Below are 21,692 nucleotides of genomic sequence, written 5' to 3' on the forward strand. Positions count from 1 at the left end.
ATTATAAATGTGGGGAAAAATTCTCGGTTTTTGTTTTGGCTTTATGTTTGGCAAAATTTTTGGTGCCATATTAGGTTTATACCTAGGTCATTTATTTGATAAAAGCCTTAAAAACGATTTTGACAAAGCCGGTGGCTTTTCAAGCTTATTTAAAGGTGATGATGTACATGAACGCCAAGCATTATTTTTCTCAAGTTGCTTTGCGGTTATGGGGCACATTGCAAAATCGAATGGCCGTGTAAGCGAAGTACATATAAAAGCAGCTAATTTATTTATGGATGAAATGGGCTTAAAAGGCGATGAACGTCGCGAAGCTCAACATGCATTTCAAGCGGGTAAAGAAAGTGATTTCTCTTTAAAAGAAACCGTAAGCGATTTTAAGGAGCGCTTTACCACTCGCCACGATTTATTGCAGCTGTTTTTAGAGATACAAATTCAAATGGCGTTTTCTGATGGTGTATTAGCTGAGCAAGAAAAACAGTTATTAGCACAGGTAAGTAAGCAGTTAGGTATTTCTAAACCTCATTTTGCATTTGTTTTAAAACGTTACCAAGCTGAGTTTAATTTTAGGCAGCAACAGCAGCGTTACAAGCAACAGCAACAAGGTCAAAGTAGTAGTTACCGTGAAGGTTCAGGGCATCACGTACCGCCAGATAATAGTATGAACCGCTCACAAGCACTTGCGTTACTAGGGTTAAATAGCGACGCTACTGCGCGAGATATTAAAGTCGCATATCGAAAATTAATGGCGCAGCATCATCCTGATAAACTTGTGTCGCAAGGGTTACCAAAGCACATGATGGAAGTTGCGGTTAAAAAAAGCCAAGACATACAGGCAGCTTACGAGTACTTAAAAAAGGCGGCGTAAAAATCCGTCTATTTCTTTGCTTAAACGTGCGTGCTGCTGTGGGGCGTTTCGCATACCAAAAAGCTGGCGCTGACGGTAATCAAACTTAGCGTTTCGGTTAACCCAGCGCTTGCGGTTTTTAAGGCTAAGCAAAATGTCAGTACTGTCGTTTGTGTAGTAAATATCAAGTAACGCAGGGGCTACTAACGATGTTGCTTGGCTTAACTCTTCATTGCGTTGAGCATTCGGTAAGTAGCTGCTTAAACTAACAAAAGCATTAATTTTAGACTCTGGGAAATCTGCATAATACTCAAGTAACATGCCTGCACTCGCTCCTTGGGCTATTACAACAATATTACTGGGCTCAGCCATCGCTGTTTGATAGAGCGCTTCGTAGCGTAGTATTAAATTAGTTTTGTAGTCTTCAAGCACATCATTATTTACAGGCTCAATTGCATTAACATAGTGTGGCTCTGCGCTTTGTTTCTCAGGTTCATTAGCATCACTTTTAGACTCATCGCTGGTTGGGGTTTCTACAGCGTCAGTTGGCGTAACAGGTTTCATTTTTTCTGCTTGCCAATCTATATCTGGCACAGTCATAGCGTAGGTTGTGTAACCTAAGTTGTTAAGCTCTTTACGAAGAAAGCTCATACCTGAGTTATTCGTAGGGACTGAATGCCAATCCGGAATAAGTAAAACAACCCCTCTAAAATTGCTGCTCATATATTCGCTATAAAGGCTCAAAAATTCGGTATCGCCAGCAAGAATTGGTTTTATTTCAGCGTTGGGGAGTAGGCGTTCGATATCGCTGTTTTCAATACTTGAAAGTGCAGGAGGAGCAATATGCTCAACCGCAGTTGCAGGTAGAGCTAAAAAAACTGAGTAGCTAAACGCTAAGCAACACAAAATCTTTTTAAATAATTGCAAAAAAACCATAACACACTCAACTAATAGTCATTAGTTAAGTATCGGCCTAGTTAACTAAAAGTTTAATAATTTACGAAGTATTTGCGCCGGTTAAAATTCAGGCTCAACTTCAAAAGTAAGTACTTGCTCAGTAACTGGGTGCTTTAATGTAAGCATTTGTGCATGCAATTGTAAGCGAGGTGCAGCAGCGAGTGCATCTTTATGGGCGTATAACCTATCACCTAAAATAGGATGGCCAAGGCTTAACATATGCACACGCAATTGATGCGAACGCCCTGTTATTGGAGTGAGCTCTACGCGGGTAGCATTAGCTTCGCGATCAAGTATTTTATAATGTGTAAGCGAAGGTTTACCTCTTTCATGGTCAACCATTTGTTTAGGGCGATTAGGCCAGTCGCAAATAAGCGGTAAATCTACTGAACCGTTAGGGTGTTCAAGCAGTCCGTAGACGCGTGCAATATAACGTTTTGCGGTTTCGCGTTCTTGAAACTGCATACTTAAATGCCTATGCGCCGCCTTATTCATTGCCAAACACAATATACCTGAGGTAGCCATATCTAAACGATGAACTATTTTAGCTGTTGGAAAAACGCGATTAACGCGGTTAATTAAACTATCGGCATGTTTTGGATCTTTACCCGGAACCGTTAATAACTCACTTGGCTTATTAACAATGAGCAAGTCGTCATCTTGATAGAGTATGGTTAAATACGGACTCATTGGGGGATTGTAATTAACTAACACGGCCGACCTCAGTAATTTTGCAGGGCGCTATTTTAGGGGAGCGAAGGAAAAGGCTCAAGGAAAACATTCACAGCCTGTACAAAGGCTCCTAACTTATATGCAGTTTTCTGATGCATAAAAAAGCGCGGTATAAATACCGCGCCTTATTAAGCTGTCATTTTTAATTTTTTACTAACGACTGACAGCTATAAACTTAAAGCTCAAAAAACCTTAGTGCGAAACCACAATTAAGCGAATTGCATCAAGTTGTAACTGCGCTTTTTCAATATGCGTGCTCAGCTCGCTGCGCTGCTTATCGAAGAAAGTAATTTCCTCTTGGCGAATATTCGGGTTAATTTGTTTAAGGGCTTCTAAACGAGATTGCTCTTCACCTAGCGTACTTTGCATTTTAGTTAAAGAGGCTTCACGAATCACTTCTAGTTTTTCTTGCGCCATGTCTTTTGCATTGTTGATCATTGGGTGAATAGCACTTTGCAGTGCACCAGCAAGTTTACTTGCTGTTTGGCGACCCACGGCTGAAAGTTGTTGGTTAAAGCCATCAAACGCTACGTTTTCACCTAAGTTATTACCTGCTTTATCAAGTAATATACGAATAGGTGTTGGCGGTAAAAAGCGACCAACTTGCAATACTTTTGGGGCCATTGCTTCGGCAACAAATATCAACTCAACAAAAAAGGTACCCGGTGGTAATTTTTTGTTTTTAAGCAGTGCAACCGATGCGCTACCAAAGTCGTCGTCACAAATCATGTCCATAGTGCCTTGCACCATTGGGTGATCCCAGCTAATAAAATGTACATCTTCTTGTGAAAGTGCAGTGTCACGGTCGAATGTGACTGTCATACCGTCTTCTTTTAAGCTTGGGAACGAGGCGTTTAGCATATGCTCTGTTGGCTTTAATATAATCGTGTTTTCGCCTTTGTCTTCTTGGCTTACGCCGAAGGTGTCGAATACGTTGATCATGTAACTTGGAAGCTCAAACTGATTGTCGAGCTTTTCAATGTCGGTAACCAGAGAGTCAGCAGCACCTTGGCCAGAAGAATGCAGCTCTAATAAACGGTCTCGTCCACTTTCCATTTTTTTACGTAGCACGGCATTTTGTTGCGCTACTTGTTCTAGCATTGGATCTAGCTCGTCTTCATCACAGTTATGCGCTGAAATGTATTCAAGTAAATCTTCGCGAAACTCTTTATATAATAACTGACCTGTGGTTGATGTAGTTTCAAAGGCATCTAGGCCTTCGTTGTACCAACGCAGTAATACTTCTTGAGCTGTGTTTTCAAAATATGGCACGTGAATATTCACGTCTTGTGTTTGACCTATGCGGTCAAGTCGGCCAATACGTTGCTCAAGTAAATCAGGGTTTAGTGGTAAATCAAATAACACTAAATGATGCGAGAACTGGAAGTTACGACCTTCTGAGCCAATTTCTGAACACAATAGTATTTGTGCATTGTCGTATTCGTCGGCAAAAAATGCAGCCGCGCGGTCACGCTCTATAATCGACATACCTTCGTGGAAAACCGAGGCTTTAATCGCTTCGCGTTCACGAAGTATTTGCTCAAGGCTAATGGCGGTTTCGGCTTTGGCACAAATAAGGAGTACTTTTTCGTGTTTAAGCGTTTTAAGTGTTTCGATTAACCAATCTACACGTGGGTCAAATAATCCCCAGCTTGCACTTTCGCCTTCAAATTCTTGAAATATTTTTTCTGGGAAAAGAGCGCGATGTGCACTTAGTTCAGCGTTTTGAATACCACCCATGTTACCTAGTACCGACATAGCTGTTTTGTACTGCTTTGGTAATGCCATTGGGTAGGCGTGCAGTTTACGGCTAGGGTAGCCATCAATGCCACTACGGCTGTTTCTGAATAATATACGGCCAGTACCGTGACGATCGAGCAGCATGTTGAGTATTTCTTTACGTGCTGGTAAATCACCTTGCTGTGCTTTTGCAAGAATATCGGTAATGTCCGTTTCTTTTAATAGCTCGATAAGTGTCGCTTTAGCTGTATCGTCTAGTGCTTGCTCTTGCAATAACTGATTTGCCGCTTGCGCTACGTCTTTATAATTTGCTTCTTCTTCTTTAAATACGTCGTAGTCGTAAAAACGGTCTGGGTCGAGTAGTTGTAAGCGCGCAAAGTGACTGCTATGACCTAGTTGATCAGGTGTAGCGGTAAGTAAAATAAGGCCTGGAATATCTTGGCTAAGTTCAGCCATTCGTTGATATTCAGTACTTGGTTTTCCGTTATTAATGCTTAAGTGGTGCGCTTCATCAACAACTAATAAGTCCCAGTCAGCAAGTGTTGCTTGTTCAAACCAGCGTTTTTTCTTAGTTAAAAACTCAAGGCTTGTAAGCACTAGCTGCTCTGTATCAAATACGTTTGGCGAATCGGCAAAGGCTTCGTCACACCGCTCTTCATCAAAAATAGAAAAACGTAAGTTAAAGCGACGTAGCATTTCTACTAACCATTGGTGCTGTAGGTTTTCAGGCACAACAATAAGTACGCGGCTTGCACGGCCACTAATGATTTGTTGGTGTAAAATCATGCCTGCTTCAATCGTTTTACCTAGGCCTACTTCATCAGACAGTAATACGCGTGGTGCGAAACGTTTACCTACTTCTTGTGCAATATAAAGCTGATGCGGAATAAGGTTAGCACGTTGGCCAATTAAGCCCTTAATAGGTGATTGCTGGCGTTCAAACTGGTGCTGCCAAGTTTGGTAGCGAAGTGTATAACGATCAAAGCGATCTATTTGGCCTGCAAATAAACGATCTTGTGGTTTATTAAACTTAATAAAATGATCTAAAAAGGTTTCTTTTAACTTTGCTTCTTCGCCGGTATCAACACGCGACCCTACGTAACAAAGTAGTTCCCCCTGAACTTCAATAGACTCTACTTCTAATTCCCATTCTTCAACGCTTTTGATCACATCGCCAGGATTAAATGCCACACGGGTAACAGGTGCTTCTGCACTAGAATAAACACGGTTTTCACCACTGGCTGGAAATAATATGCTGACCTGACGGCCTTCAATGGCAACTACGGTGCCTAATCCTAAATCTGACTCTGTATCACTGATCCAACGCTGACCTAAGGAAAAATTCATGTATGTCTCGTCTATGAAGAAAAAGGCGGCTATGTTACCTGTTACATAACACCACTGCAAGGCGCTATTTGGCTCACTTTTAATTAATTTTGTAAGTGTTAATTATTACTATTAAAACCGCTTGTTTGTGGCTCTTTTTTAGGTAAATAAAAACTATATCTAGTTTGTAATAAAACGGACTTTTATGACAAATAGACTAAACTTACATTATGCCTTAGCAATTAAGTATTGCAGGTTTGAGTTTTGGCCCGTTTTACTTAGTTATTTTGGTATAGCATAAAAATCATAAAACGTAAGGAAAGTGCTATGGAAAAAGCTTCGAACCTTGAAAGTAAAATGTATGTGCTAGACACCAATGTACTGTTGCACGAACCCCTCGCTTATTTGTCATTTCAAGAACATAACGTTGTAATTCCCATGACGGTACTTGAAGAGCTCGACCACATTAAAGACAGAAAACACGACGTAAGCCGCGATGCACGTGTAGCTATTAGAGGCTTAGATGAGGTATTAAAAAACGCAACTCCCGAACAAATGCTGCAAGGCGTAGCATTACCAAGTAACAAAAAGGCCAAAGAAAGCTCAACAGGCACCCTTATAATTGTAAATGATCATTTATTTGCCGATTCAATCTCTGGCCTACCGGGTAACGAAAACGACCACCGTATTATTAACTGCGCCGTACATTTACAAAAGCAGCACAGCGATTCAAAAATTGTATTAGTAACAAAAGACATCAATATGCGCCTTAAAGCTAAAGGGGCTGGCCTTAAATATGTTGAAGATTATAGAACCGACCAACTAATTGACGATATTACATTACTAACTAGTGGCTATAAAAAAATAGAAGGGGATTTTTGGCAGCATGTGGGGCAATGCAATACCGAGCAAAGCGGTCGTGATACCTATCATCATGTTTCTAAAAATTTAATACCGGATGTGTTTTGTAACGAGTATTTGCTCGATGGCGGTGAGCACTTTGCAGCGCGGGTAAAATCGTACGACGATGAACATATTACATTAAAAGACATAAGCGTTGAGCGACTAATGCATCAACACGCGTGGGGTGTTAAACCTAAAAATATTTATCAGGGTATGGCGCTTGATGCGTTGCTAGATCCAAGTATTGAACTTGTTATTTTAACCGGGCCTGCAGGGTGCGGTAAAACATTGCTAGCGCTTGCCAGTGCACTTGAAATGGTTATTGAAAAAGGTATTTACGATAAGGTAATTGTAACGCGTAACACTCCAGAAATTGCTGAGTCTATTGGTTTTTTACCTGGCACTGAGGAGGAGAAAATGGCGCCGTGGTTAGCTGCCATTACCGATACGCTTGAGGTATTACACAAAGGCGATGAAAACCCAATTTCTAGCCGTAACTACATTATGGAAAAAGCCAATATACAATTTAAGTCGGTTAACTTTATGCGTGGGCGCAGCATTCAAAATGCGGTGGTAATTTTAGATGAAAGCCAAAATTTAACGGCTTCTCAGCTAAAAACAATTATTACACGTTGCGGAGAAGGCACAAAGCTTATTTGTAGCGGTAACTTAGCGCAAATAGACAGTAATTACCTAACCCCTGTTACTTCTGGCTTAACGTATATAGTTGAGCGTTTTAAAGATTTTGAAGGCAGCGCAACGATTAATTTAAATGGTGTAGTACGCAGCCGTTTAGCCTCTTTTGCGGAAGAAAATTTATAGCTTGCGCTTAACAAATTGGCTCGTTAGTCTAACTGTTGATTTTCGAGCCAAATTACAGGCAACACGTTGAATTTTTTACCTCTAAAATACTATTACCGCTCATTATTTATTGCGCTGTTAGTGCCATTAATTGTCGCTTTTTTACTGTGCCTGCATTTATACAATATAAAGCTTGAGCGAGCGGTAGAAAAACGCGAAGCCGATTTTGCTAATGTATCAGCTCAAGTTAATCATGGCATGGAGTCGGTAAATGGCTTACTCAGCTCTATGTTTAATTTATATCAACGACCTATATCTGCTCAAATAAATCAAACTTTACTAGAAGGTATTAATCAGTACAGTGGTTATTACTATCGACACTTTAATGGGCAAGGAACAGAAATTATAGGTAAAGGGGAATTTTCGCTATCTACTGAGGCACTTTTACAGTGGCAGCAAGTTTTTTCACTTGGACCTTCCTTTAATACAACGCTTGCACTTATGCAGTCGCTATCGGCTGTAGCGTATGTAGATGAAAACGATTTTGCTTATGTGAGTAGACGTAATAAAAGCCAAAGCTTAATGCTTAGTGAAATATTAAACGGTAAGTTTAAACCCAAATTTTCTCCAAATAGGCTAACCTCAAGCCCTATAATTAAAATAAACGATAAGTCCTATTTTGCTATTGGTAGGCAACGAGATATAGGCTCAAGTGATTATATTATTTTAATTTATGACGTTCAGGCTATTTCTGCATGGTTAAGTAAAGTTTCACCAAGTAGTGGTGAATATGTATTTATGAATCAGTCGCATCAAATTATTGCCAGTTCAAAAAACGTAATAGAAAAAGCGGTGCAGCTTGAGTCTTATTGGCCTAATTTAGTAGAGCATACAAAAGAAGCGACAGTATTAGCCAGCAATAGTAATTTTTTTATGCAACCAATGGCTGACTTACCTATTCATGCAGCATATTACGAACCAAAACCTCAATTTGTAAGCTCAATTAAATACGAAATATTATTAGAATTTATATTTTTAACTCTGTTTTTAAGCATGATGTTTGCCGTATTTTTTTGGTTAAGCCAGCGTATTTTTGTAAAACCCATGACGCATTTAATGCACTTTTTGGAAAGTAATAATGCCCAGCTTAATAATAAATTAAATTATAACGTGCCGCTAAGTTGGCAACCTTGGTTTTCTAAAGTCAAAACTGTATTTAGCAAAAATGAGCAGCTAGTAAATTCGTTAAAAAATGCCAACAAAGCGCTTGATGAACAAGTACAGCGTCAGTCTGAAAAACTCAGCCGTAGCTATGAGGCAAAAGAGCGCCACCTTGCCTTATTAAACACCATGCTAAATAGTGTGCCTGACCTTATTTACTTTAAAAATATTGATGGCACATTTTTAGGGTGCAATAGAGCATTTGAAGCGTATATAGGTAAAGATCAAACAACACTTATTGGAATGCGTGTAGATGACTTTGGTGAAAACGATCAGCAAATAAATACATTAGAAAAACAAGTGCTGCAAAATAGAAATAGCGTAGAGCAACGAATAGACACTGATACAAAATCATATCAGTTAACAATTGCACCTTTTTATAACGAACATCAGCATTTGTTAGGCACAATGGGCATTGGACGAGATATTACCGAGCAGCAGCAAACGCTTCATGCATTAAAAGCTTCAGAATCTAAATTTAGAAGCGCTATTGAATTTGCGGCCAACTGTGTAGTGCTACTTTCACTTGAACATACAATAGTGCAAGTAAATAAAGCGACTAGAAAGCAGTTTTCTGAGCAAAACACCTTAGTGGGCGAGCCATTAAAAACATTATTTGATGAGTCACAATGGCAGCAAATTAAAGACGCTTTAGCGCAGTTGCTTGATGATAAAAAAAGGGTGTATCACTTAACGTTATCTCAAGGAAAGCTGGCTAGCTGGCTGCAGTTGAGTATGTCGCTTGTGTGGGATGAAAATCGAGACCCTGCTTATTATGTTATTCACATTCAGGATGTTAGTGCTTTAACTAAGGCAAAGCACGATGCAGAGCGTGCAACATTAGCTAAGAGCCGCTTTATTGCAAACTTAAGCCACGAAATTCGCACCCCTCTTAACGCTGTATTAGGTTTACTCGATATGCTTATTGAGCAAGGGCTAAATCAAAAGCAATTGCAACATACTGACCAGGCTAAAAACGCAGCACAAAGCTTATTATTAATGCTAAACAGAATGCTTGATTTTGCACGTATTGAAAGCGCTCAAACTGATTTAAAGCTAGCCCCATTTAGTGTTATTGAACTCGTTGATATTTGCGAAAGCCTAACGGGACCATTATGTGAAGGCAAAGGTATTGAGTTTATAATTGATATTGACCCGCTAATAGCCCCAGATTTAATTTGCGACAGTATCCGCCTTCAGCAAATATTAGGTAACTTATTAACCAATGCGGTTAAATTTACTCATACAGGGTCGATTACACTTAAAATGGAGCTCATAGAGAGCGATAGCCTAGATCAGCAATATATTTGCTTTAAAGTCATTGATACAGGTATGGGTATAGATGAGGCCGATCAGAGGCGCTTGTTCGATGCCTTCACGCAAGGTGATGAGTCATCTACACGAATACACCAAGGAGTTGGCCTTGGTTTAGCTATTGTTAAACATGCAGTGTCGTTAATGGGCGGTGAAATAGCACTTAAAAGCAAAAAAGGTCATGGTTGTGAATTTAGCTTCAGTATTAGCTTATTAGTTGATTCCAGTAAAAATAAAATGCTGCCAAGTTATGCTCTCGCTATTTTATCAGAGCAAAGCAAAGAGCTTGAGCACGTTACTAATGCTTATAGTGAGCTGGCTAATATTAGTTTAGATGAGGTATTAAAATACCCAATTAAGCTATCTAACACTCAACAAATAATAGTGGATGCAAATGATTTACCTGAGCTATTAAAAGTTGAAGTGATTAACGATTCACTATCAGCGAAAGAAGTATCAGTGATTATAGTTAATCATCAGCACACGCTTAACCTTCCTACCAGTGAGCATTTAGCTGCTAAGCATGTAAAGGCCTCTGCACTTGGGCAAAGGTTATTTAGCTTAAGCTCATTGATTGAGCCTAAAACAGATATAAATACGGTATTGCAAAATGTACCAGAACTAAAAGCAGATATATCAGGTCTACTTGTATTAGCAATTGATGATAATCAGCTTAATTTAGAGATTATTAGTAGTGTCCTTCGTCAAGCTAACATAAACGTAGTAACAGCTTTAAGCGCATCTATTGGTATGGAGCTATTACAAGTATTAAAACCGGATCTAATATTGATGGATGTGCAAATGCCACACATAGATGGCTGCCAAGCAACGACTTTGATTCGTCAACAGTTTGACGCAAAACAGTTACCTATTTTTGCGTTAACCGCGCATTGTGAACCCGCTGATATTGAGCGCTCTTTAAAGTGCGGCATGAATAAGCATTTAACAAAGCCTGTAGTTGCTAAGGTACTTATTGATGCAATAGCTGATTTAAACTTAGTAAAACCAAGCTTTTTTGAACGCTCGTTTGCACTTAGTCAATTTAGCTTAGACGAGACATTGCTTAATACCATGATTGGTAAGTTTGCTAACTTGTGCGAAACTCAATTAGCGCAAATAGCAGAAACCACCAGTAAAGATGATTTGGTACGCTTAGTGCATAGCATAAAAGGTGTGGCTGGTAATTTGGGTTTTAGGCGATTATCGCATTGTGCATTAGTATGCGAGCGAAACCTTAAAGCGACTAACGAGCCAGTTGCAACAACACTTAAAGAGCTTATTATGCAATTAGAGCAAGTAATTGTTTTTATAAATGGTTTAGGGGAGAAGGATGTCGAAAAGAGCTAAAGTATTAATAGTGGATGATGATCCGCTAAACAGATTAGTACTTGAAAAAACGCTTAAAGACGAGCACGACGTGTTCTTAGTTGATAGTGGTGAAAAAGCGCTGACATTTGTAAAAACAACACAAGTTGATTTAATTATCCTCGATGTAATTATGCCTGGTATTGATGGCTATGAAGTTTTAGTGCAGCTTAAAGAAAACCCTATAACTCAATCCGTGCCTATCATATTTATATCAGCAAACCGTAGTCATGACGACGAGGCTAAAGGCCTTGAATTAGGCGCAATGGATTATATTACTAAGCCATTTAGTCCCTCTATTGTAAGAGTAAGAGTTCGCAATCAGCTACTTATAAAGCAAAAAAATGACTTGCTTGAAATGTTGGCCTCTATTGATGGGTTAACTGAAATACCTAACAGACGCTACCTTGATGAAAACTTATCTCGCGAATGGCGCAGAAGTAAACGCAGTGGAACGCCATTGTCGGTATTACTTATGGATATAGACCATTTTAAACGTTACAACGACTGCTATGGACACCGAGCTGGCGACGAGTGTTTGAAAGAAGTTGCTCAAGTTCTTGCAGCTCAATGCGAGCGAGGAAGTGATTTTATAGCGCGTTATGGCGGTGAAGAATTTGCCGCAGTACTGCCTGGGGTGGGTAAAGCTGACGCAATTGAATTTGCCAATAAAATACGTAGTGCGGTTAATGCTTTGGATATAGAGCATAGAGCATCGTTAAATGCGGATCACATAACAATTAGTATTGGTATAGCAACAACCGAAAGCGGGCAAATATACGCTGAGCAAGCCCTATTAGAAGAAGCTGATTTAGGCTTATATGCCGCCAAAGATGAAGGTAGAGATAGAATAATAGCGCGTTAAAAAGAATATTTTTAAATGCAAAACGCCAATATTTATATTGGCGTTTTTAGTATCTAATGACTTTTGAGGTTAGACTTTTTGCTGTTTAGTTCGCGATCATACTCAAAGCAGTGTCACCAATACCTACCAACTTATCATTTTTAAATACAAGCGGCGTACATTCATCTTTCGTTGTTTTAGAATCAGAATGCTTACTATGAGTGACATAAAAAAGTACTTGGTATACATCGTCATCTTTTTTTAATAGCTCTGTGAAATTAGGCGTTTTTAATTGCGTTAAAACAGATTGATAGCTGCTATCCATCGTCAGTTCTGAAATAGCCTCACGGTTATTCTTATGGTGTGCTTGCCAGCTTGATGAGTTTTTCCCTGCCCAATGAGTCTCAGCTTCACCATCAGATACGGCGATAACACAGCCGGTTAAAAATGGTGCAATAAGAGCCGCTGCTAATAGAGATTTTTTCATTATGATATTCCTTAAATGAGTTTTTAATATTTTGATCATATAAGGCAAGTAGTAGGCCAAGTTTAAAAGTTATTTAAATTCAGTCGGTTAGATTTTCAGGGCTGTATTTAACTAATAATTTACAAAAATAATTAGTAAAAACAGCCACATTTTAGTTTTTTTAACTATTTGTCAGCAATGCAGTTATACCAAGCGGTTACGAGATTCGCCGTTATTAAATGCAGTAATATTTAGGCTGACCTCATTGATTAGTCGTACGATTGACTCAGTGCTTGCCCATGCAATGTGTGGTGTAAGTAATAAGTTATTACCAGTGTAATTAGCGAGGGGATTAGTTAGCTCCGCAGGCTCTTTTGTTAGTACATCTACGCCAGCGCCAGCAATTAAGTTTTGTCCAAGTGCTTTGGCTAAGTCAGCTTCGTTAATAATCCCACCACGTGCAGTATTAATAATAATACTACTTGGCTTCATCATTTTAAGCTCTTGTAGTGCTATTAAATCACGAGTTTCGTCAGTAAGAGGGCAGTGAACGCTGATTATGTCAGCCGTTTTTAGTACTTCTTCAAATGGGGTGCGTCCGTCTCTGCATTTTACGCCCTTGCGCTCAGCAATAATTACTTTTGCACCAAACGCCTCAGCTACTTTTGCTACGCCTTTACCCAGTGTTCCACCACCTATAATGGCAAATGTTTTACCTTGAAGGTCATTAAAACTGTAATCTAGTCGGCAAAACATTTCACTTTTTTGCCAAGCGCCTTGTTGGCAATCGGCTTGATAGCGATGAGTATTACCTAGTAAGTTAGTCACTAACGAAAATGTATGCTGAACAACAGAAGGCGTTGAGTAACCAGCAACATTAGTAACTGCAATACCAAACTCTTTTGCAGCGTCTAAATCAACATTATTAGTGCCAGTGGCACTAACGCAAATTAGCTTAAGTTGTTTTAACTGGCTAATCGTATCGCGATTTAATACTGCTTTATTGGTAATAAGTACATCTGCACCTTGGCAATGCTCAATAACTTGTTCTGGGCTGGTAAGTTCATACGTTGTTAAATTACCAAGTTGCTCAATACAAGCAAGAGATGTGTTAGCTAATGTGGCGTTATCAAGAATAGTAATGTTCATTATGAGCCTTTAATTAGTAGATCTAGAATAGTTTCAATCGTGAAAGTGTTAGCGATTTATAGAAACTGAAAATGTGAAGTTAAGGTACTACGAAAGGAAGCCTTTGAAAATGGTATTACTACCAAATGACTAGGCTATCTTTTGAGGCTAAATATACGCTGCTCTTTGCTTTATAAAACCACTCTTGTTTAAAGCAGTTCTGGCCCTGAAAGCCTATAAGGCCTTAATGCGTTATTTATAGTGGTCTGCCCACTAGCACATTGATAACATGGTATTTTGGTTAACTGATCAGATTTTTTGCACTTATGAGCCTCCTCATGGTCATAAGAGTAGTTACTTAGCTAAATTTGGTTAAGAGATTTATTATTTAGGCTCAGAATAAATTAGATCAAAATCGTTTTTTGGTTATTTCGCATTTTAGATCGCCTGAGTTATAATCGAACTTAGACATAAACGGTGCGCCTTGGCGTGCCGTTTTTTAACATTATAGATGTAGTAATGAGTGAATTAGAAGATAAATACGCAGATATACGCCCATACAATGACAGCGAAGTTGCGGCTTCGTTAACACGTTTAATTAATGATAATGCGTTTATTGATGTAATAGCAAAGTATAATTTACCGCGATTTTTATCATCAATGCCTTTTATTACCCGCCCGCTGGTAAAAAGTCAGTTACGTAAAAAGTGGGGCAAAGTAAGCACTGTTGAAGACGTACAAAACGAAGTGGCGCAATACTTAGATAAATTAGTAAAACGTACGACTTCTAAAGTCACTTTTTCTGGGTTAGATCAATTAGATCCAAACCAAGCTTATTTATTTATTTCAAATCATCGCGACATAGTGCTCGACCCTGCTTTAGTAAACTGGGGTTTATATCAGCATAAAATGAAAACAGTGCGTATTGCTATTGGCGATAATTTATTGCAAATACCTTACATCACTGAGCTAATGCGCCTAAACAAAAGCTTTATTGTTAAACGCTCAGCAAAAGCGCCAAAAGAAATGCTTAAAGCGCTCACCCAGCTTTCATCTTATATTTACGACTCTTTAGTTGGCGGTAATTCTATTTGGATTGCGCAAAAAGAAGGGCGTGCAAAAGATGGCTTTGATCAAACTGATCCGGCACTTTTAAAAATGCTGCAATTAAATGGTCGTAAGCAAAAGAAAGAGTTTGGCGAATATATTAAAGAGCTTAAAATTGTTCCTGTGTCTATTTCGTATCAGTATGAACCATGTGCTATTGCTAAAGCCAAAGAGCTTTATCATAAGCAGCACCATGGTGAGTATATAAAATCGGCCGGTGAAGACATTGCAAGTATTGTTGAAGGTTTTAGCACCGCGAAAGGGCATGTACATTTAGCCTTTGGGCAACCAATAGAAGAGCAATGCGATAGCGCAGAAGAGCTTGCTAAAACAATTGATCAGCAAATAGTGGATTCATTTTACCTGCATCCAGGTAACTATATTGCTGGTGGCTGTAAAAAGGCAGTTATTGACTCCCCAGATACGGCTAAGTTTGAGCAGCGTTTAGCACTGGTACCTGAGGAGTTAAAGCCGTTAGTACTGGCTATGTACGCTAAGCCATTTCACCGTAAAACAGAAATAAATACGAATAGCTGCGAGCATTAATAGTTGTTATTTTGGAAAGTTTTTTAAGCTAACTTCAGATCAAATAGATAAAAGCAGCAATTTAATTGCTGCTTTTTTTTTGTGCAAAAATAACGCTATACTAAGTACCTCTTATTTAACGGTGCGAATGCCATGCAACAAATTGAAATATTTGATATTCCAAGCCCTTGCAAAAGCATTTGCTTAGTAAATAACAGGGGATATTGTAAGGGGTGTTACCGAAGTCGTGATGAGCGCTTTGCATGGAACACACTTACTAATGCCCAAAAAAAGAAGGTGCTTAGTTTGTGTCAGCAGCGTTATAAACGCTATTTGCAGAAAAAGCAGCAAGCTGCAGCTCAAAACACACAGGCTGAGCAGCAAGGGTTCGACTTTTAAAAGTTTAATCCGTATTTGGCTTTAAGTGCGTAAACAGTGCCGTTATTAGTTAAATTAATTAGCGATTTTTCGAGCTTATCTACCAAGTTTTTATTATTTTTATTTAAGTAATGATAAAGCGGGTAAGTGGTTAGTACTTCTTTTTCGAAGCAGCTTTTTGGTTTAACCGCAGAGTTATTTTCAGGCACAAAGTCAACCATCAAAGCACCTTGAACCTTTTGCTGAGCAAGTAAGTTTAGTTGTGTGCTTATACTTTTTACTTTAATGATAGAGCCTGCAAATTTAGTGCTCGCTAAATAGCGCTCTTGAACAGGGTAAGCATCAACAATAGCAATGCTCTCAAGTTGTTCTAATTTATTGGGTAGGCATGTTTTATAAAGAATTAAGTCGAATTTAAATAGCTCGTAGTTAACCCTAACTAAATTTTTGTAATCTTGTTCAACGCTTATATCTCTTCCTAATTGGCCATCTAATACGCCATTATTTGCCGCTAACAAAGCATTCTTACGGCTAAAATCGATTATATGTATTTTAAAGCCAATATCGGCGTACGCTAATTTTAATAGTTCTAATGCATAATCGGCTTGAGGAGTACTTTGTGGGCGGTTGAAGGTCAGACTATATTGATGGCTAAAGCAAGAAGCGCTAAAAAATAAATTTACCAATAATAACAAGGTACTAAAACATCTGTTCATTATCAGTTCCAATAACTACAGAAATAAATAAAATAAGACGCGTATAATAGCAAGCTGATTACCGCTTGCCCAGTTTAGTGGGTGAGCTATCAATTTAATATATGAATAAGGAAGTATTGTGAGTTTTAATTTATGCCTATTACCACGTGAAGAAAAGTACCAAATTCAGCTCGATTACGAAGCGTCTTTTTGGGCTTATCAAATTAAGCGAAATAAAAAAACACGTGAGCAAGTATACAATACTATTCATAGCCGCCCGATGGCAGAGCAAATGGTACTAAAGCAAAAGTTTGAGCAGTACTTAGCATTAATGCTTAGCTAGAGAATAATAGATTTAAATGATTTTATTTTAGTTAATCTCTTAATGAGAGTTTAGGTTAAGCAATGTATAGCGTTTATGTGCTCGATGAGTTAAAAACCCCACTCGTTAATAAGTTTTATAAAAAATATAACGTAAGAGGGCGAGCAAACAAACAAGATAAGCTCTGGGTTACTTACTATAATAATGAAATAGTCGCGGCATGTAGGTTACAAAACAAGGCTGATTTTTTGTTTTTATCTACCGTTTATGTCGCTCCAAAGCACCGCGGTAAAGGTGTGGCTAAGCAATTAATATCTGCTCTTATAAAACAGCAGAATAAAGTAATTTATACCTTCGCATATAAAAACGTAGCCGATTTATATTGTGCTATTGGATTTAACCAGGTGTTAACATATACTCTTGCTTTACAAGTACTTTTTGATACTTACAAGCACCGAAATATTATCGCCCTAGAGTACCCATAGTAATAAAATAATAATATGGAATAAGCATGAGCAAATGCGTTAATGGGATCATTAGTTGCTTTATAGTTTTAATAACTATTTTAAGTTGCCAAGTTGGCGCACAAGTAAAACGTTTATCTCCTAGCGAAGGTTTATCACAAAGCTACGTAAATACGATGCTCATTGATAATAACGGTTATCTTTGGCTTTCTACAGAGGCTGGGCTTAATCGTTACGATGGCTATCAAGTTATTCCAATTAATGGCCCTAATGGCGAATTAGAAGAAGCCATAATTGACCGTATTTACCAAGACCCCCAAGGCCACATCTGGATAGCCTCCTTACTAGCGGGCTTATTTAGATACGATCCCGTTACCGACTCTTACCAACAATTTTTAGAAAAACCCACCAGTGAAGAAGAGATAATCAATCAGTCTGTTTTTAGCATGATTGCAGTTGATAAAAAAACGCTTTGGATTGGCCGGGGGCGAGATTTTGCAAAGCTTGATATAGCTACGGGTAAAATTACCACTATTTTTGAGCTTCCTGAAAAATTTAAAAACACCTTAGTAAGAAAACTATTTGCCTATAATGGCTACATATTTATAGGCACAAGCCATGGTGCTTATGTATTTGATATTGCTACAGAGCAAGTTAGGCCTCTACAGCATCTTAGAGGTGAGGCTGAGCACATATATCAAAATAACGTAAAGTCGTTTGCACTAGGTGAAAACAATCAGCTATTAGTGGGTGCTGTACAAGGCTTATATGAAGTTGATATTAGTAACTTATCAAAAATGTTTGAACGCCCTGACTTACCGTTTAAAAATAAAGTACTACTTACTGATTTAAATGTTTGGGCGATTACTAACGAGCACGGAAAATTAGATTTAGCTACCGATAAAGGTTTGTTTAAGTTTGATTTAACCTCCGGCGAAATGGTTAAAAATACCCGTATTACGCAAAGCAAATACACCCTTGCAGATACCAGTATTATTGATATGGCAAAAGATAAATCGGGCGGTACATGGGTTGCTACTAAAACAGATGGTGCCTTTTATTTATCACACGATAGTTATCACTTTAATAATGTTGATGGCAGTTTGCTTGGTGGCGATGGATTATCGCATCACTCTATTTGGGGAATTACAGAATATAAAGGCAAGCTTTGGCTTGCTACTCATAACGGCATAACCGAGGTTGATTTAAAAACCAATATTGGTAAAGCCTATTTAAAAGATTACAAAGTAGACTTACTCACCACCGAGTTTACTGTATATGAAATAACACCGTATAAAGATAATTTATGGCTTTATACAAACCGTGGGTTATTTATTTTTGACCCAGTAACACATCAAGTTACGCAGCCTAAAACCCACAACTCTGCTAACCAAGCGTTTATTACTGGCCGGGTACATGGTGTTACTTTAATGCCAAATGGCGACTTATACTTTGTACATTCAGATCATGGGGTATTTATATACAATATAGATACGCAAATTGTTACTCGCTTAGGTGGGCAGCTTGCGCAGTTTGAGCCTTTTTTAGCACATGGCTTTTTACCTGCCTTAAGCAATAAACCTGACTCGCCACTGTTTTTTAATGCAGGCATTTTATACCAAGTAAACCCAAACAATTTAACACTTAAAATGATTTATAAAGTACCAAAACAGCATGAAAATGTTGCTATTAGTGTGCTTTCTTACTTAATTGATAATAACAATATTTTATGGATATCATTGTCTAACTTTGGCTTAATTGGGCTTGATGCATCAACTTATCAGCTAGTGCATACCATTGATTTAGAAAAAAATAAATTAGGTACACTGCTTTACGATATGGTGCTTGATGACGATGGCATGATTTGGATGAGTAGCCATAAAGGCATTTGGCGTCTAAATCCTGAAACACTTCATTTTCAACAGTTTAGTACATCTGAAGGGTTGCTCTCAGCTGAATTTAACAGTAATGCTATGGCTGAGCTTAAAGATGGCCGTATTGCATATGGCAGCTTAAAAGGGTTTACCTACTTTCACCCAATGGAAAATCAAAGTTATCAGTCGCTTATTGATCATGTAAACATTACCCGGGTTGATTTAATGTCGCGAGACTTATCGCTTGATTTAAAACAACCACTTAATGAAATTGTTCTCAATCATGATGATATAGGGCTTGAAGTTGCGTTCTCGGCAATGGCATTTAGTAACCAAGAACGAATTATTTATGAATACCAACTCGATAACGGTCAAAAAACATATACGCGTAATAATAATCGAGTGTTGTTTCCAAAATTAAATCCGGGGAATTATCAATTAAAAGTATGGGCAAAAGATCCATTTACCGGTGAATATACATCACCCGCTATTTTAAAAATAAAAGTAAAGTATCCACTTTGGCGAGCACCCTATTTTATGGTGCTTTATGCCATGTTATTTATTGGCATAGTTGCCGTGTGGGTTATGCGTCGTAATAAAGTGCAGCGAATTTTATTAGCTGCAAACAAAGAAAGTAAAGAAAGCGAAGCCCGCTTAAAGCTTGCGCTTGAAGGCAGTGAATCCGGTGTTTGGGATTGGGAGTCAAGTAGTCCAAGTATTTATCAGCCGCGCTTAGTAAGCGAGCTGGGTTACGAAAATGAAACCGTTAGCTTAGATGAGTATTTATCTAAAATACACCCGCAAGATAAGCAGCTATTTCGCTTAGAATGGCTTGAGTTTTTATCAACCGAAAAAGGTTACTTTAACTGCACTTACCGTTTACGCCATGCTAAAGGCTATTGGCGCTGGTACAAAGACTTTGGCAAAGTAGTTGAATGGGATGATAAAACGCCGTTAAAAGTGGCGGGCACGTATACCAATATGACCCGTGAAATGGTGTTTGAAGAACACGCTTTGTTGTTTACCGCAGCGTTTGAGCAAACACGAGATTGGGTGTTTATTCTGGATAAAAATTTAAATATTCGTGCTTCAAATAAGTCACTGCAAACGGCCTTTAATTTTTCTGCTGAGTCTTTATCAAGCCGAGCACTAAATTTAGGAATATCACGTAGCAACCGCTTTGACTATTTACGCATAATGCAAAAACTATCGGTAGGTGAGCACTTTTCGTGTGAAGACAGTGTTGTTTTAGCAAGTGGCGAATCACGCCATGTACTAGTAAAAATAAGTGCTGTAGCCGATAGCGAACAGCGCCTTAATAGTTATGTAATTATTTTAACTGATATTAATGCGCAAAAATCAGCCGAAAATGAACTGCATTTACTCGCTAACTACGATGGACTTACGGGCTTACCTAATAGAACCCTATTTAACGATAGGGTTGAGCATGCATTAGAGCAAGCTGAGCTGCATAAGTGTAAAGCGGCTTTATTACATATTAATATAAAACGTTTTAAATACTTTAATGACTCATTAGGGCATGAAGCAGCCGATGGGCTTATAAAAGAAGTGGCTGAGCGCTTAAAGAGTGCTCTACGCCCATCAGACAGTGTTGCCCGCTTTGGTGGCGATGAATTTGTAGTGCTGGTAGAGGATATTCATCAAATCGAAGAAGTGCTTATTATGTGCACTAAATTGATGGACTGCGTAAAACAAAATATTTCAATTAACGACCAGGTAGTTAATGTTAACTTAAGTATTGGCGTTGCTATATCTCCTGATGATGCCCAGCAAGGGCCGGCGCTTTTAAAAGCTGCAAGTATAGCGCTGTATCATGCTAAAGACTCTTTAGAAGGGCGCTATCAGTTTTATAAGCAGGAGATGAATCAGCATGTTCAAAAAGCGCTGCATCTTGAGTCACAGTTAACTAAAGCATATCAAGAAGAAGAATTTTGTAACTATTATCAACCTATTATTAATGCTAAAAGCCAAAAAACAGAAGGCTTTGAAGTGCTGTTGCGTTGGCCTGAAAACAAACTAGTACAAACTCAAGAGTTTTCGGTTGCGGCAGAAGGGATCGGTTTAATTACAAAAATTATGCTGCAAACTTTTACTCGTGCATTGCAAGAGTTAAAAGAATGGCGAAAGGCCTCTCCTCATTTGTACCTTTCTATTAATTTATCGGCGCTCGATTTTGAATTTGAAGATTTAGTTCCTGAGATCAGAAATGCACTTAATCATGCTCAGGTATCATCAGAAGCCATTGTTTTTGAAATAACCGAGTCTGTACTTATGCGCGACTCGCATCAAGCTCTACAAAGCATGGAACAACTCAAAAAGCTAGGTTGCAGGCTTTACATGGATGACTTTGGAACAGGGTATGCCTCACTCACTTATTTAAAACGTTTTCCTATTGATGTATTAAAAATTGATAGAAGCTTTGTAGAAGATATAGGAGTTGATTCTGATGATGAGGCAATTATTCAGTCAACCCTTGCGCTGGCGCATAGCTTAGGAAAAGAGTGTGTAGCAGAGGGTGTAGAAAGCTTACATCAACTTCGCTTTTTAAAGGCCAGAGGATGTAAGCATTTTCAAGGTTATTTATTTTCGAAGCCTGTGCCTAACAAAGAAGTGTTAGGGCTTATTAATCGCGACTGGAGCGATATATTTAATCAACAATAGT

The 21,692-nt window shown here is 38.5% G+C and carries 15 protein-coding genes; 9 read left to right on the forward strand and 6 right to left on the reverse strand.

Annotation, left to right across the window (positions count from 1 at the left end; genetic code table 11):
- Positions 1 to 7: 7 nt before the first annotated feature.
- A complete protein-coding gene (gene djlA / locus ATS74_RS13715) occupies positions 8 to 868 on the forward strand; it encodes a co-chaperone DjlA (protein WP_058549440.1) in 861 nt (286 codons plus the stop codon).
- Here djlA and ATS74_RS13720 read toward each other — a convergent pair.
- From ATS74_RS13720 to rapA, 3 genes are all read right to left on the reverse strand, one after another.
- Positions 851 to 1,783 carry a DUF3530 family protein gene (locus ATS74_RS13720; RefSeq protein ID WP_058549441.1) on the reverse strand — a complete coding sequence of 311 codons (933 nt, stop codon included), beginning with the start codon at positions 1,781 to 1,783 and terminating at the stop codon, positions 851 to 853. The two genes, djlA and ATS74_RS13720, sit on opposite strands and share 18 nt — an antisense overlap.
- Before the next feature lie 81 nt (positions 1,784 to 1,864).
- On the reverse strand, positions 1,865 to 2,518 hold the full coding sequence (gene rluA, locus ATS74_RS13725; protein ID WP_082660597.1) for a bifunctional tRNA pseudouridine(32) synthase/23S rRNA pseudouridine(746) synthase RluA: 654 nt from the start codon (positions 2,516 to 2,518) through the stop codon (positions 1,865 to 1,867).
- Between the two features lie 210 nt (positions 2,519 to 2,728).
- Positions 2,729 to 5,623, reverse strand: coding sequence for an RNA polymerase-associated protein RapA (gene rapA, locus ATS74_RS13730; RefSeq protein ID WP_058549443.1), 2,895 nt, complete (start codon positions 5,621 to 5,623; stop codon positions 2,729 to 2,731).
- Between the two features lie 306 nt (positions 5,624 to 5,929).
- On the opposite strand from rapA, the gene ATS74_RS13735 reads away from it, so the two are divergent.
- The 3 genes from ATS74_RS13735 to ATS74_RS13745 all read left to right on the forward strand — a co-directional run bounded on the left by ATS74_RS13735 (position 5,930) and on the right by ATS74_RS13745 (position 12,071).
- A complete protein-coding gene (locus ATS74_RS13735) occupies positions 5,930 to 7,327 on the forward strand; it encodes a PhoH family protein (protein WP_058549444.1) in 1,398 nt (465 codons plus the stop codon).
- A 66-nt stretch (positions 7,328 to 7,393) separates the two neighbouring features.
- A complete protein-coding gene (locus tag ATS74_RS13740; RefSeq protein ID WP_058549445.1) occupies positions 7,394 to 11,188 on the forward strand; it encodes an ATP-binding protein in 3,795 nt (1,264 codons plus the stop codon).
- A complete protein-coding gene (locus ATS74_RS13745; protein WP_058549446.1) occupies positions 11,172 to 12,071 on the forward strand; it encodes a diguanylate cyclase in 900 nt (299 codons plus the stop codon). Before ATS74_RS13740 ends, ATS74_RS13745 begins: the two co-directional genes overlap by 17 nt.
- An 85-nt stretch (positions 12,072 to 12,156) precedes the next feature.
- Here ATS74_RS13745 and ATS74_RS13750 read toward each other — a convergent pair whose 3' ends face one another.
- Together ATS74_RS13750 and ATS74_RS13755 are read right to left on the reverse strand one after the other, a co-directional pair.
- On the reverse strand, positions 12,157 to 12,537 hold the full coding sequence (locus tag ATS74_RS13750; protein WP_058549447.1) for a DUF3192 domain-containing protein: 381 nt from the start codon (positions 12,535 to 12,537) through the stop codon (positions 12,157 to 12,159).
- A 183-nt stretch (positions 12,538 to 12,720) separates the two neighbouring features.
- On the reverse strand, positions 12,721 to 13,665 hold the full coding sequence (locus ATS74_RS13755; protein ID WP_058549448.1) for a D-2-hydroxyacid dehydrogenase: 945 nt from the start codon (positions 13,663 to 13,665) through the stop codon (positions 12,721 to 12,723).
- 498 nt (positions 13,666 to 14,163) lie between these two features.
- On the opposite strand from ATS74_RS13755, the gene ATS74_RS13760 reads away from it, so the two are divergent.
- Positions 14,164 to 15,297 (forward strand): 1-acyl-sn-glycerol-3-phosphate acyltransferase, encoded by a 1,134-nt coding sequence (locus ATS74_RS13760; protein ID WP_058549557.1) that lies wholly within the window; start codon positions 14,164 to 14,166, stop codon positions 15,295 to 15,297.
- Positions 15,298 to 15,429: 132 nt separating this feature from the next.
- The gene (locus tag ATS74_RS13765) at positions 15,430 to 15,675 is read left to right on the forward strand and encodes a DUF1289 domain-containing protein (RefSeq protein WP_058549449.1); all 246 of its coding nucleotides are present in this window, start codon (positions 15,430 to 15,432) and stop codon (positions 15,673 to 15,675) included.
- Here ATS74_RS13765 and ATS74_RS13770 read toward each other — a convergent pair.
- Positions 15,672 to 16,370 (reverse strand): transporter substrate-binding domain-containing protein, encoded by a 699-nt coding sequence (locus tag ATS74_RS13770; protein ID WP_058549450.1) that lies wholly within the window; start codon positions 16,368 to 16,370, stop codon positions 15,672 to 15,674. The two genes, ATS74_RS13765 and ATS74_RS13770, sit on opposite strands and share 4 nt — an antisense overlap.
- Before the next feature lie 118 nt (positions 16,371 to 16,488).
- Between ATS74_RS13770 and ATS74_RS13775 the strand changes: the two genes are divergently transcribed.
- The 3 genes from ATS74_RS13775 to ATS74_RS13785 all read left to right on the forward strand — a co-directional run bounded on the left by ATS74_RS13775 (position 16,489) and on the right by ATS74_RS13785 (position 21,691).
- Complete coding sequence (locus ATS74_RS13775) at positions 16,489 to 16,692, forward strand: DUF3283 family protein (protein WP_002962585.1); 204 nt, start codon at positions 16,489 to 16,491, stop codon at positions 16,690 to 16,692.
- A 62-nt stretch (positions 16,693 to 16,754) separates the two neighbouring features.
- The gene (locus tag ATS74_RS13780) at positions 16,755 to 17,156 is read left to right on the forward strand and encodes a GNAT family N-acetyltransferase (protein ID WP_058549451.1); all 402 of its coding nucleotides are present in this window, start codon (positions 16,755 to 16,757) and stop codon (positions 17,154 to 17,156) included.
- Positions 17,157 to 17,182: 26 nt separating this feature from the next.
- Complete coding sequence (locus ATS74_RS13785) at positions 17,183 to 21,691, forward strand: EAL domain-containing protein (RefSeq protein WP_058549452.1); 4,509 nt, start codon at positions 17,183 to 17,185, stop codon at positions 21,689 to 21,691.
- The last annotated feature ends 1 nt before the right edge of the window (position 21,692 follow it).

The sequence above is a fragment of the Pseudoalteromonas sp. H103 genome, from assembly GCF_001469205.1.
GTDB classification, from domain to species: domain Bacteria; phylum Pseudomonadota; class Gammaproteobacteria; order Enterobacterales; family Alteromonadaceae; genus Pseudoalteromonas; species Pseudoalteromonas carrageenovora.

Excerpts from the sequence above, each read along its gene's own strand:
- ATS74_RS13750 (WP_058549447.1), bottom strand. The coding sequence starts at position 12,537 with ATGAAAAAATCTCTATTAGCAGCGGCTCTTATTGCACCATTTTTAACC.
- ATS74_RS13720 (WP_058549441.1), bottom strand. The coding sequence starts at position 1,783 with ATGGTTTTTTTGCAATTATTTAAAAAGATTTTGTGTTGCTTAGCGTTT.
- ATS74_RS13760 (WP_058549557.1), top strand. The coding sequence starts at position 14,164 with ATGAGTGAATTAGAAGATAAATACGCAGATATACGCCCATACAATGAC.
- rapA (WP_058549443.1), bottom strand. The coding sequence starts at position 5,623 with ATGAATTTTTCCTTAGGTCAGCGTTGGATCAGTGATACAGAGTCAGAT.
- ATS74_RS13735 (WP_058549444.1), top strand. The coding sequence starts at position 5,930 with ATGGAAAAAGCTTCGAACCTTGAAAGTAAAATGTATGTGCTAGACACC.
- ATS74_RS13755 (WP_058549448.1), bottom strand. The coding sequence starts at position 13,665 with ATGAACATTACTATTCTTGATAACGCCACATTAGCTAACACATCTCTT.
- ATS74_RS13765 (WP_058549449.1), top strand. The coding sequence starts at position 15,430 with ATGCAACAAATTGAAATATTTGATATTCCAAGCCCTTGCAAAAGCATT.
- djlA (WP_058549440.1), top strand. The coding sequence starts at position 8 with ATGTGGGGAAAAATTCTCGGTTTTTGTTTTGGCTTTATGTTTGGCAAA.
- ATS74_RS13745 (WP_058549446.1), top strand. The coding sequence starts at position 11,172 with ATGTCGAAAAGAGCTAAAGTATTAATAGTGGATGATGATCCGCTAAAC.
- ATS74_RS13770 (WP_058549450.1), bottom strand. The coding sequence starts at position 16,370 with ATGAACAGATGTTTTAGTACCTTGTTATTATTGGTAAATTTATTTTTT.
- ATS74_RS13780 (WP_058549451.1), top strand. The coding sequence starts at position 16,755 with ATGTATAGCGTTTATGTGCTCGATGAGTTAAAAACCCCACTCGTTAAT.
- ATS74_RS13785 (WP_058549452.1), top strand. The coding sequence starts at position 17,183 with ATGAGCAAATGCGTTAATGGGATCATTAGTTGCTTTATAGTTTTAATA.